Here is a 12,559-nt window from a genome sequence, read left to right on the forward strand (position 1 = left end):
ATTGTAACCCAGCATAACCATAAACTTCTGTATCTTATGTTACCAATCTTAAAATTTTTTAATATAAAAATAAGAAGCCTCCATTATGAAAACTTCTTATCCTAATTATTTTTCTTTATCTAACTAACCAGCCACCGTCTACAGCCAAAATATGACCATTTATATAATCAGATGCTCTTGAAGCTAAAAATACTACAGTTCCCATTACATCAAATGGATAACCCCATTTTGCTGCTGGTATTCTTGATAATATCTCTTTATTCCTCTCTGCATCTTCTCTTATAGGCTTAGTGTTTTTAGTTGCTATATAACCTGGAGCTATTGCATTTATTTGAATATTTTTCTCAGCTAATTCATTTGCAAATGCCTTAGTCAATCCTGCAACACCATGTTTTGAAGCAGTATATGGTGGCACAAATTTTCCGCCCTGAAATGAAAGCATTGATGCAACATTTATTATTTTACCTGAACCTTGTTTTAACATTACTTTAACAGCTTTCTGGCTTAAATAATAAATTGAATTTAAGTTTGTATTTATTATATACTCCCAATCTTCATCCTTGTATTCTTCAATTGGAGCTCTTCTTATAGTTCCTGCATTATTAACAAGTATATCTATTCTTCCGTAGACTTCCATACACTTATCTACTATGCCAGCTATATTTTCTTTTTTAGATAAGTCAGCTTGATAAAAGTGAACTTTTCTTCCCTCGTCCTCTATAAGCTTTCTAGTTTCATCCCAATTAGTACCATGGGTAACTATAAAAAGATCTGCTCCTGCCTTAGCAAGTGCAAGGGCATATCCTTGTCCAAGTCCTGTATTTCCACCTGTAACTATCGCAACTTCCCCTTTTAACGAAAAAAAGTCCATTGAAAAATCCTTTATTGAAAAATCCATATTATTATAACATCCCTTCATCATTTTACATATATAAATGATTAATCGCATATATATACTTAATGTTAACGTTAACGTACTTTACTTAAATTATATATCATGTATTTTTTTGAGTCAACAAATATTTATAATTAATAAATTTACATTTTAAAATTTATTTTATATTTATGATAATAAAAAACTTATATGTTAGTATATTTCCATACTTCAAAAACAAAATTTAAACCTTGACATAATAGTTTATTTAATATATATTAGTGGCAATGATATATCGTTTACAATGTTAACGTTAACACGAAGCAAACCCTTAAATATTAAGTAAAAGGAGTTTTTACTGATGAAAAAGTTAAAATTAAAAAATATTATAGGTTATTCATGTGTAAATTTTTTAGGTGGTGGAGCACAAACTCTTATATCTGCATGGCTCATGTACTTCTATACAACATTATGTGTTTTAAGTCCTGTTCAGGCAGGTTTGATTTTCTCATGTGCAAGACTTATAGACGGTGTTTGTAATCCAGTTATGGGATTTATAAGTGATAACTTTGGGAAAACGTTTTTAGGTAAAAAATTTGGAAGAAGAAGATTCTTTATACTTATCGGTGCCCCTTTAATATTGGTAATATTCCCTATATTATGGACAACCGGTCATCCTTTTAGTTTTTATTTTATATTAAACTTAGTTTACGAAGCAATATTCACAATGATAATAGTACCTTCAGCTACTTTACCAACTGAAATGACAAAAGTTGCAAGTGAAAGATCTAAATTAATTGGTGCTCAACAATATGTTGGAATCCTAGCAAGTACTTTATCCGCTTTCATACCTGGAAGAATGTTTTTAGCTTACGGAAAAAATTCTCCTAAATCGTTTTTTCTTACTGGATTAATGTACGCTATTGTAATAAGCTTAGCCCTATTAGTTGAATACGCATTAACATTTGAACAAAAAGACATTAGCTATGAAGACTCTGCAACTTCTATAGGTCAGATTTTCAAAAAATTAATTTTAGATATAACATCAAGTTTAAGAATAAGAGCTTTTAGACTTCATTGTGTAATGATGGGACTTGGCGGAATTTTTAAGCAGCTTACATCTGGCGTTTTTACATACTATGTAATATTTGTTCTTATGCTTTCTTCAGTAACAACATCATATATATCAAGTGCTGCAACATTAATATCAGCTATAGGTTTAGTTGCCTATATATCAATAGCTTATAAAAAAGGTGGACCTAAGGCTTTCAGAATATCAACCGTTATAGTTTTCATATCGCTTATAGGCTATACTGCTTTAGCACTTACAGGCCATTCTTCATACACAGTTGTTTTATTAACTATTTTTGCTATGATAAATACACTTGGTAGAACTGGTATTGATTTCGTACCAACATACCAGTTAACATTTATGGCAGACATCGATGAAGCTGTAACTGCTCATAGAAGAGAAGGTATATTTACAGGTGTTAACAGTTTACTTTCTAAAGTAGCAGCAGCCGTAGAAGCAGCCGTTCTTGGAATAGTACTTAGTGCTTTTGGATTCAAAAAAGGTGTTAGCATACAATCCCACAGTGCAATAATGGGAATTATGATTGTAACAGTAGTTGTTCCATTTGTATTACTTGCAATAGCTTGGATTGCAACTGTTAAGCTAAAATTAAATACACAAAATCATAAGATACTTGTAACTGAAATAGGTAGATTAAAAAACGGCGGTTCAATGAATGATGCTACACCAGAAGTTAAAAAAGTATTTAAAGAATTAACAGGATGGGAATACGAAAAATGTTGGGGACATAACAACGTAGGCTACAAAAATGAATAAAACAAATAAATATTTAATTGGAGATGCATTAGTATGATACAAAAATATTATTGTACAATGGATAGTTTAATAGAAACATATAATCTAAATTCAAGGCAATATAAATTAGACTCAGCCAGCAAGGCAGAATTAGAAGCCTGGAAAAATGATCTTATACCACGATTGAAAAAACTACTTGGCATAACACTTATAAAAAAATGTGGCTTAAATCCTCAAACCCTTGAAACCCAAAAACTTGATGGTTACACAAGAAAAAAAGTTATACTTGAGACAGAAAAAAATGTTTTTATGCCTATGTATGTACTTATTCCTAATGACATAAAACCTGGAGAAAAAAGGCCATGCATAATAGCAGCTCATGGACATGGGTGCTGCGCAAAAGATTCAACAGCAGGAAGATATGAAATTCCAGCAGTAAAAAAGAGTGTTGAACAATATAATTGCGATTACGGATTAAAATTAGTAAAACAAGGTTACATTGTATTCTGCAACGATGCAAGAGGTTTTGGTGAAAGACGTGAATGGATGAATCAAGGGGATTCAGACGAAGATCTTATAAAGAATTCTTGCAATGCAATTAATAATGCTGCGATATCTTTAGGAAAATCTCTACTTGGCATGATGACCTGGGACTTAATTAGAATAATCGATTACGCAGAAACTTTAGATTATTGTGATACTGATAATGTAGGCTGTATTGGATTTTCAGGTGGTGGTCTTCAATCAATATGGCTCGCAGCACTAGACGATAGAATAAAAGCAGCTTATATAGGTGGTTATTTTCATAGTTTTAAAGATGCTCTCATGAAAACTAACTTTTGCGGATGTAACTTTGTACCAGGATTATGGAAATTAATCGAAATGGGTGATTTAGGTGCTTTAGTTGCTCCAAAAGCATTACTAATTGAAAGTGGAACTAATGATCCCCTAAATGGCAGCAGGGGTATGACTGATGTAAACGAACAACTTGCCATAACTAGAAAGGCTTATAACCTTTTAAATTGCGAAAACAAATTATATCATCATATATTTGAAGGAATCCATGAATTTAATGGTGAAAAAATGAATAGTTTCTTCAAGGAATTTTTATAGTTAAAACAACCTAACTTTAGAAAATTAAGAATTAAGGCTGCGAAGTAACAATGCTTCATCACATTAAAAAAATCTAATAAATCTAAGATGGAAAAATCGTAAAATCCTAAGATATTTCAATAACTCACTAGCGTTCAAACAAATTGAAATATCTAAGTATTTTACGATTTTTTCATCAAGATTTATTAGATTTTTTTAAATCGTTCCTTCAGCATTGTTACTCCGTTTAGAATAAAAGCAATGATAATTCTTAATTTTTATCTTCCTTCTCCACAGGATTTTCTTACAACTAAAGTAGGTTCAAGTACGACTTTTTCAATTTTATTAGATTTTTCCTTAATGCAATTTATAAGCATTTTAGCCGCTATTGTACCAATCTTCTTATGCTTTTGATCAACAGTTGTGAGTGGAATTGTAAGCATAGATGATTGTTCTATATTATCATATCCAGCAATACCAAGCTTTTTAGGCAATTCTATATTATTCTCATAGCAATATTTCATAACACCCATAGCAACAGTATCATTTATGCAAAATATGCTATCTACTCCCTTTTTTATAAGTTTCCCCGCAATTTTAAATCCATCTTCAAACATTGAATCACTATGAATCACTATGCTACCATCGTATTTAATATCGTACTTACTAAGAGCATTCTTGTAACCTTTAAGTCTTTCATTAGATGCAGTTGACTTTTTATCACCTAATATCATACCAATTTTTCTATAACCCTGTTTTAACATATGTAGAGCAATTTTATAGCCACCAATATAGTTATCGCTTCCAACAAAATTCACTCTTAATCCTTTAACAAAGTTATCTGCCATAACTATAGGCACTTGTTCCATTATATCTTTATAATCTTCCTTTTGTGGTTTTACAGGTAAAATTATTATTCCATCAACCCGTCCTCCGACCAAAAAATCTAAATACTTAATTTCATTTATCTTTTTTCTATCACTACTACACAATATGAGTCCATAACCCCTATCCTCAATATATGAACTTACACCCTTACTAATATTAGCGTAATACTGATTTGCAATATCTGGAATAACAAGTCCTATCATCATAGTTTTTTTTGTTATTAAACTTTTAGCAGCATAATTAGGCTTATAATTTAACTCCTTACATGCTCTCAATATTTTATTTTTAGTGTCGTCTGCTATATTACTCCTATTATTTAAAGCTCTAGAAACAGTCATTGCTGAAACTCCACAGTACTTTGCTATATCCTTAATACTAACCATATTTTTCCGATTAATATATTGTAAAAAATTTCTATATACAAGTGTTTATTTAGAAACTCTATATATAATCGTTAACCCACCTGCCTTTTCATTGTAAACGTTCATAAATAATATAAAAATTATACCATATGATTATACTTTTTTATACACAAAACCTTATACATCAACACTTTTAAATGCTATATATTTTCGCTTCAAAAAAATATTTTGCGAATTATTGACAATGATTCTTTATAATGCTACTATAGAGTTGTTAACGTTAACGTAATAATTTATTATACTTATAAATTAATTATGTTAAACACTATCTATTATATTTAATTAATGTTTGTTATTAATGTTAAACATCGTGTGCTTTGTTTACGCTACCTTGGTAACGTGAACAAAACTATTCAAACGATTACACAAATATATAAAGAATACGAGGAGTGTTAATTATGGAGAAATATTCTAAGTGGATGGCAGATTCTATTATATCAAAAAAAGTAAATTTAACTGACCATTGGGGTTATGAATATGGATTAACTTTAGATGGTATTGCTAAAGTTTATGAATGGACAAAAGATAAAAAATATTTAGACTTTATTGTAAAAACAATGGACACTTTTATAAATGAAGATGGCACAATAAATGGATACAAAGCAGAAGAATACAATATAGACCATCTTAATAACGGAAAAATATTATTAACACTATTGAGCAAAACAGGTAATCAGAAATATAAAAAAGCTGTTGATCATTTAAGAAAACAACTTGATACTCATCCACGAACTAAAGAAAACGTTTTTTGGCATAAAAAAATATATCCAAGCCAAATATGGCTAGATGGATTATATATGGGAGCTACATTTTATGCTAAATATGTTCATGAGTTTGGCGATGAAAAAGAATTCGATGATATAACTCATCAATTTATAGTAGCCGAAAAGAATTTAAAAGATAAAAAAACAGGTCTTCTTTATCACGCTTATGACGAAGCAAAAGTTCAACCTTGGGCAAATAAGGAAACCGGTTTATCAGCTCACTTCTGGGGAAGATCAATGGGATGGTACGTTATGGCTTTAGTTGATACTCTTGAAGTTTTACCTGAAAATCACAAAGATAGAGCTACTTTAATTAAGATATTAAACAACTGCATAACTGCCCTTCTTAAAGTTCAAGACAAAAACAGCAAAGTTTGGTACCAAGTTTTAGACGAGGGCGATAGAAAAGGAAATTATTTAGAAGCTTCTGGTTCTTCTATGATAGTTTATGCTCTACTTAAAGGTGTAAAAAATGGATATCTACCTTCATCACTTAAGGATACTGCAAAAAAAGCTTACAAGGGACTTGTAGATGAGTTTGTACTTGAAACAAAGGACGGACTTATTAATTTAAATAAAATTTGTTATGTTGCTGGCCTTGGTGGACAAGAAAGAAGAGATGGAAGCTTTGCTTACTACATAAGCGAACCAATAGTAAGTAATGAACCAAAAGGCTTAGGACCATTTTTACTTGCATCTGCTGAATATGAAGCGCTTTAAAAATACCTTTTCTATATAATTTAGATGCTTCAACTTACCTTAAATCATTTTAATTGACCACACTAATATTTTTTAAAATTTAATGTAAAGAATAAAGTTATACAAATCACGTTGCACACAAATAATGTTATTAATTTATAATATATATTTAAATCATTTAGGGGGAACCAATTATGAAAGAGAAAATAAAATTAAGAAATATACTTGGTTATTCAAGTATAAACTTTCTAGGCAGTGGTGCTCAAGGTCTAATGTCAGCATGGTTATTATTCTTTTATACTACTGTTTGTGGAATTAGTCCAGTAAAGGCAGCTTCTATTTTCGCAATTGCAAGACTTATAGATGCTGTTGGAAATCCAGTCTTAGGTTTTATAAGTGACAGCTTAGGTCAAACAAGTTTTGGTAGAAAATTTGGTAGAAGAAAACCAATAATCGCCATTGGAATAATCGGTATAGCTATTATATTTCCTTGCTTATGGATATCAAGGAAAACATTTACTTATTACTTTGTTGTTAATATGATATATGAAGTATCTTACACATTAATATTCGTACCTGGAACAACTCTTCCTGCTGAAATGACACAGGATGCTGGTGAAAAAGCAAAACTTATAGGTGGCAAACAATACTGTGGTACTATAGCTGGTTTTATCTCAGGTCTATTAACTGCTTATATCTTCGCAACTTATGGCAAAACTTCAGCTAAATCCTTCTTATATATAGGACTTGCTTGGGGTGCCATAAACACTGTAGCTTTATTATTCTTCATATTTAATGTATATGAAAGAGATCCTGAAACAGTTGTTTACGAAGATTCTGCTAATTCCCTTGGTGAAGTTTTTAAAAAGCTTGGAGTTGATTTAATTTCATGTATGAGAAATAAAGCTTTTAGACTTCATAGTACAATGTGGTTCTTAGGAAGTGTTTATAAACAACTTGCAGGAGGAGTTCTTACTTTCTTTGCAATCTATGTTTTAAGCTTAACAACTGTTAACGTATCAGCCGTAAATAGTGTTTCTTCAGGAATTTCACTTGTAGCCGTATTTGTATATATATTACTTGCTTATAAATTTGGTGGCCCTAAAACTTTTAAATTAGGTATTGTAATAATCTTTGCTTCACTGTTGGGTTATGTATACCTTGTATTTACAGGACATAATTCATTGACATTAACTTTATTTACAATATTCTCTATCATTAATATCGTTGGTAAAGCTGCTGTTGACTATGTACCAACTTATCAAATGGGTTTCATTGCAGATATCGATGAAGCAATTACATTAAAGAGAAGAGAAGGTATCTACAACGGAATTAATGGTTTATTTGGAAAACTTGCAACTTCAATAGAATCTATGGTACTTGGAATTGGATTATCTGCTTTCGGTTTCATAAGCACAAGTGCAAAAGCAAAGCACTTCCCTAAGCAGCCTGCTAGCGCAATAACTGGTATTTCCGTAGTTACAATTGTATTTCCAATAGTATTACTTACAATAACTTGGATTGCTGCTTCAAGATTTAAACTTACAAAAGAAACTCACAAAGCTTTAGTAGATGAAGTAGAAAGAATTAAAGCTGGTGGTTCAAAAGCTGATGTAACTCCAGAAGCAAAAGAAGCTGTTGAAGCATTAACAGGTTGGGATTATGATAAATGTTTCGGAAATAATAACGTTGCATATGTAAACAAGTCCGCTTCAGCTGGAACTAACGCTAATATTTAAATAATTTAACTAATATAAATAAATTGTTACCATACATCTAAACGTCATATGGGGTTTTTGCAAATGTAATACATACACTTGCCAAAAACCCTATATGACTTTACATATATAATGAATAATACCCACAATATTAATAAATCTGGAGGCGAAGTTTAATGAATAAAATAGTAAAATGGAAAAATTTATGTAAAGCAAGAAAAATAACCGAAGTATTAAATAAAAAGCACTTTAAGGCATGTTATGTAGAAACTCTTGAAGAAGCTAAGACTAAACTCATATCAATGATTAAAGAGGGTTCAAGTGTCGCAATTGGAGGTTCTACTACACTAAGCGACATGGGTATGGTAGATGTCTTAAGAAATGGCAACTATAAATTCTTTGACAGATATCAAGACCTTCCTTTTGATCCTGATATAGTTGAAATAGAAAGACAATCTTTACTCGCAGATTACTTAATCACTGGAACTAATGCAATAACTAAAAACGGTGAGCTAGTAAACACAGATTGCACAGGTAATAGAGTAGCTGCAATGATCTTTGGACCTAAAAATGTTATAATCGTGGCTGGAGTAAATAAAATCGTAGATAATATAGATGCAGCCTTTAAGAGAATTCGTGAAATTGCGCCAATGAATTCAAAGAGAATTGGTCATGAAACTCCATGTGTTCAAACTGGTTTTTGTGAAAACTGTGATTGCAAAAAAAGAATCTGTAACTACACAACAATTATTCATGACGGAATAAAATTTGAAGGAAGAATAAAAATCATAATAGTAGCTGATGAACTTGGATACTAATTAAACTTAAAGATGAATGGAGGATGGATAACATGAATTTTAATTTAATCGCAACAACTTCTACGTCTGCTTCATTTGAAATAGAAAACGACGAATGCTTTTACTTAAAAAATAAGGCTAATGTATATATTAATAATAAAAAAGTTTTAGAAGCCTCACAAAATGTATTTACTATGAATGACTTAAAACCAGACACAAGTTACGATATATTTGTAGAAGATACTGAAACTAAGTGTAAAAGTCCTATCGTAAACATACAAACAGAACATGAATCTGCTTGTATAAACATCTTAGATTTTGGTGCTGTAGGCGATGGAAAAATCGTCAACACTGCTTTTATACAAACTGCTATAAATATATGTCCTGATTTTGGACGAGTTGTTATTCCAGAAGGAACTTACTTAACAGGCCCTTTATTTCTTAAAAATAATATAACTATAGAGCTTAAAGAAGGCGCTGTACTTCTAGGATTAAAAGACCGAAAAGATTACCCTATATTAAAAGCAAATATTACTATTAATAATAAAGACTTTTACCTTGGCTCATGGGAAGGCAATGAAGCTGACTCATTTGCAAGCTTAATTACAGGCATTAAAGTTCAAAATGTAAATATAATTGGAAAAGGAACTTTAGATGGAAATGCAGATACTACTACATGGTGGTTTAAGGCTAAAGAAAAGAGAATAGCCTGGAGACCAAGAACTTTATTCCTTAATGCATGTAAAAATGTTACAATTGAAGGCATAACTCTTAAAAATTCTCCTTCATGGACAATCCATCCTTTAATGTCTAGTGACTTAAAATTCGTAAACTTAAGTATACAGAATCCATTTGATGCACCAAACACCGATGCACTAGATCCTGAATCATGTAAAAATGTTCTTATTTTAGGTAACACATTCTCAGTTGGAGATGACTGCATAGCAATAAAATCCGGCAAGATAGACATAAGCAAAAAAAATCCAGTTTCCTCTGAAAATATTCATATAAGAAACTGCAACATGCAATTTGGTCATGGCGCTGTAGTACTAGGAAGCGAAATGTCATCCGGTATAAAATCAATATTTATAGAAAAATGCATATTTAATTCTACTGATAGAGGTCTTAGAGTAAAAACAAGACGTGGTAGAGGTTCTAAAGGCATTATAGATGAAATCCATATGAAAAATATAAAAATGAATAAAGTAATGACCCCATTTGCAATTAACTCTTTCTACTACTGCGATGCAGACGGAAAGACAGAATATGTATGGAGTAAAGAAAAACTTCCTGTTGATGATAGAACACCTTACATCGGAAGTATCTACGCTGAAGATATTACCTGTACTAATGCCAAAGTCTGTGCTGCTTTTATGTACGGTCTTCCAGAGCAGAAAATCGGCAAAGTTCAAATGAAGAATGTATCTGTAGACTTTGATAAAAATGCTGAGGAAGGTTATCCTGATATGATGAGTTTCCTTGAACCAATGAAGAGAAGCGGCATGTATTTTAACAACATAAAAACCCTTAATCTTGAAAATGTTACTGTAAAAAATGCCTTAACAGATGAATTTACCAAATTAAATATTGGCTAAACATCTAGACAACCTAATAAATAATTTATACGCAAAATTCAGTTCACTCTTTTTATATATAGTAAAACTGTGCTATTTAATATATTTCATAGCACAGTTTTTTACATTTCACATAGTTTTCACATAACAATTTGATAATAAAACAATAATTTATCTTTACTATATAAGCATAGAATAGATTATCAATACTAAATAACTACAATTTTATATGTTATTAAATGGAGGTTGTCTAACGTGAATACTATGCAAAAAAATGCCATTAAAATAATCATATCTTTTATAATATTTGTTTTATCAATTGTATGCATTTACTCTTTAGCTACATACAAAAACAATACTACTAGTTTAAATATGACTGGTAGTACTTTTAATAAAAACAGACCTAACTTTTCACCTAATTATAAGCCTAACAGAAGTGCTAATAAGGCTGTGCCTAATATGAAACAAAGTAGTTCTAATAAAAAATCGCCAAATAACGGTTTTAGAAATGTGAAAAATTCATTCAAGGGTCAAATGCCCAACAGTGGCGGAATGGGCATGCCAAATAGCATGAGTTCAAGCTCAAATACAAACTATTCTCATGTAATATTAGCTTATGCTTTAGCATTCTTTGTACTAATTATTGCAGCATATTTAATCTTAATCCGTAAAAAGATAAAAATAAGTAATGAAAATCGCGGCTTTATCATCATTGGAGTTTTGATAATCGGTTTACTATTTAGAATTAAAGCTGGACTCAATATAACAGGTTACTCTATGGACTTAAATTTATATCAAAATTGGGCTTCTTCAGCAGCCAAAAATTTGTTAACTATATATAATAGCGACAGCACTGTAGATTATCCTCCTGTATATCTTTATGTTCTATTTATAGTTGGCAAACTAGCATCTTTATCATTTATGAGTAAGTACTATGTACTTCTGCTTAAACTTCCATCTATATTGGTAGACATAGCATCAGCTTACTTTATATACAAAATATCTAAAAAGTATTTCTCTTTTGAAGTAAGCGGATTACTATCAATTTTTTACTTATTTAATCCAGCAGTATTAATTGATTCAACTATATGGGGCCAGGCAGATTCGTTTTTTACACTTTTAATTATTTTAGCTGTATACTTTTTATCTGAAGATAGGATTATACAGTCCTCTGTTTTCTTTGCTATATCAGTGCTTATGAAGCCTCAGGGAATAATATTTCTTCCACTACTTCTATTCTGGTACATAAAGCAAAAAAATTTAAAGAGCTTCTTAAAATCAGCTGCCTCAGGAATAATTACAGCTTTAATAATAATCGCTCCATTTTCAATAGCACAGGGCAGCATCACCTGGATTTTCAATCTCTATATGAAAGAAGTTTCAGAATACCCTTATGCTTCTGATAACGCTTTTAACTTCTACAATTTAATAGGAGCAAATAAATTAAAGGACTCAACAACACTGTTTTTATTTAGCTACCATACCTGGGGAATGATTTTCATTGTTCTTATAACGATTCTTTCAGGCATACTGTACTTTAAGAGCAAAAATAGATACACTATAATTTTAGCTGCTTTTATCCAAATAACTGGTGTTTTTGTATTCTCAGTTGGAATGCATGAAAGATACATGTTTACAGCTGTTTTTGCCAGCATATTATCATTTATATACCTTAAAGACAAGAGACTTTTAATTTTGTCAGTAATCTTAAGTATTACAAACTATTTAAACATGCATATAGTACTATTTAGTAGAGCTTTATCACTTGGAACTGGTTCAAATACCTTTATAATTACAACAATAATATCTCTTTTAAATGTAATAGCATTTATCTATCTCGTAAAAGTTTCAATAGACATATGTATAAAAAACAAAAAATTCATCGACCTTTAAGGAGTTTGTA

Annotated in this window: 9 protein-coding genes; 7 read left to right on the forward strand and 2 right to left on the reverse strand. The window is 30.7% G+C overall.

The window, feature by feature from the left end:
- Window positions 1-115: 115 nt before the first annotated feature.
- Window positions 116-898, reverse strand: a complete 783-nt coding sequence (gene kduD / locus BEE63_RS07955) for a 2-dehydro-3-deoxy-D-gluconate 5-dehydrogenase KduD (protein ID WP_066020884.1) — start codon at window positions 896-898, stop codon at window positions 116-118.
- Window positions 899-1,235: 337 nt separating this feature from the next.
- On the opposite strand from kduD, the gene BEE63_RS07960 reads away from it, so the two are divergent.
- Window positions 1,236-2,723, forward strand: a complete 1,488-nt coding sequence (locus BEE63_RS07960) for an MFS transporter (protein WP_242874741.1) — start codon at window positions 1,236-1,238, stop codon at window positions 2,721-2,723.
- A gap of 33 nt (window positions 2,724-2,756) precedes the next feature.
- A complete protein-coding gene (locus BEE63_RS07965) occupies window positions 2,757-3,815 on the forward strand; it encodes an alpha/beta hydrolase family protein (RefSeq protein ID WP_081312490.1) in 1,059 nt (352 codons plus the stop codon).
- A gap of 257 nt (window positions 3,816-4,072) precedes the next feature.
- On the opposite strand, the gene BEE63_RS07970 is transcribed toward BEE63_RS07965, so the two are convergent.
- Complete coding sequence (locus tag BEE63_RS07970; RefSeq protein ID WP_278286429.1) at window positions 4,073-5,080, reverse strand: LacI family DNA-binding transcriptional regulator; 1,008 nt, start codon at window positions 5,078-5,080, stop codon at window positions 4,073-4,075.
- Window positions 5,081-5,502: 422 nt separating this feature from the next.
- On the opposite strand from BEE63_RS07970, the gene BEE63_RS07975 reads away from it, so the two are divergent.
- The 5 genes from BEE63_RS07975 to BEE63_RS07995 all read left to right on the forward strand — a co-directional run bounded on the left by BEE63_RS07975 (window position 5,503) and on the right by BEE63_RS07995 (window position 12,549).
- Complete coding sequence (locus BEE63_RS07975; protein ID WP_066020887.1) at window positions 5,503-6,588, forward strand: glycoside hydrolase family 88/105 protein; 1,086 nt, start codon at window positions 5,503-5,505, stop codon at window positions 6,586-6,588.
- 173 nt (window positions 6,589-6,761) lie between these two features.
- Window positions 6,762-8,306, forward strand: coding sequence for an MFS transporter (locus BEE63_RS07980; protein WP_066020888.1), 1,545 nt, complete (start codon window positions 6,762-6,764; stop codon window positions 8,304-8,306).
- 155 nt (window positions 8,307-8,461) lie between these two features.
- Window positions 8,462-9,103, forward strand: coding sequence for a lactate utilization protein (locus BEE63_RS07985; protein ID WP_066020889.1), 642 nt, complete (start codon window positions 8,462-8,464; stop codon window positions 9,101-9,103).
- Between the two features lie 32 nt (window positions 9,104-9,135).
- Complete coding sequence (locus BEE63_RS07990) at window positions 9,136-10,677, forward strand: glycoside hydrolase family 28 protein (RefSeq protein ID WP_066020890.1); 1,542 nt, start codon at window positions 9,136-9,138, stop codon at window positions 10,675-10,677.
- A gap of 243 nt (window positions 10,678-10,920) precedes the next feature.
- Window positions 10,921-12,549, forward strand: a complete 1,629-nt coding sequence (locus BEE63_RS07995; RefSeq protein WP_066023195.1) for a glycosyltransferase 87 family protein — start codon at window positions 10,921-10,923, stop codon at window positions 12,547-12,549.
- Window positions 12,550-12,559: the final 10 nt, after the last annotated feature.

Origin of the sequence: Clostridium pasteurianum, from assembly GCF_001705235.1 — a bacterium.
Lineage (GTDB): Bacteria > Bacillota > Clostridia > Clostridiales > Clostridiaceae > Clostridium_S > Clostridium_S pasteurianum_A.

Bases quoted from the DNA above. Each gene is read 5' to 3' on its own strand.
- BEE63_RS07960 (WP_242874741.1), top strand. From the start codon at position 1,236: ATGAAAAAGTTAAAATTAAAAAATATTATAGGTTATTCATGTGTAAAT.
- BEE63_RS07995 (WP_066023195.1), top strand. From the start codon at position 10,921: ATGCAAAAAAATGCCATTAAAATAATCATATCTTTTATAATATTTGTT.
- BEE63_RS07975 (WP_066020887.1), top strand. From the start codon at position 5,503: ATGGAGAAATATTCTAAGTGGATGGCAGATTCTATTATATCAAAAAAA.
- BEE63_RS07990 (WP_066020890.1), top strand. From the start codon at position 9,136: ATGAATTTTAATTTAATCGCAACAACTTCTACGTCTGCTTCATTTGAA.
- kduD (WP_066020884.1), bottom strand. From the start codon at position 898: ATGGATTTTTCAATAAAGGATTTTTCAATGGACTTTTTTTCGTTAAAA.
- BEE63_RS07985 (WP_066020889.1), top strand. From the start codon at position 8,462: ATGAATAAAATAGTAAAATGGAAAAATTTATGTAAAGCAAGAAAAATA.
- BEE63_RS07980 (WP_066020888.1), top strand. From the start codon at position 6,762: ATGAAAGAGAAAATAAAATTAAGAAATATACTTGGTTATTCAAGTATA.
- BEE63_RS07965 (WP_081312490.1), top strand. From the start codon at position 2,757: ATGATACAAAAATATTATTGTACAATGGATAGTTTAATAGAAACATAT.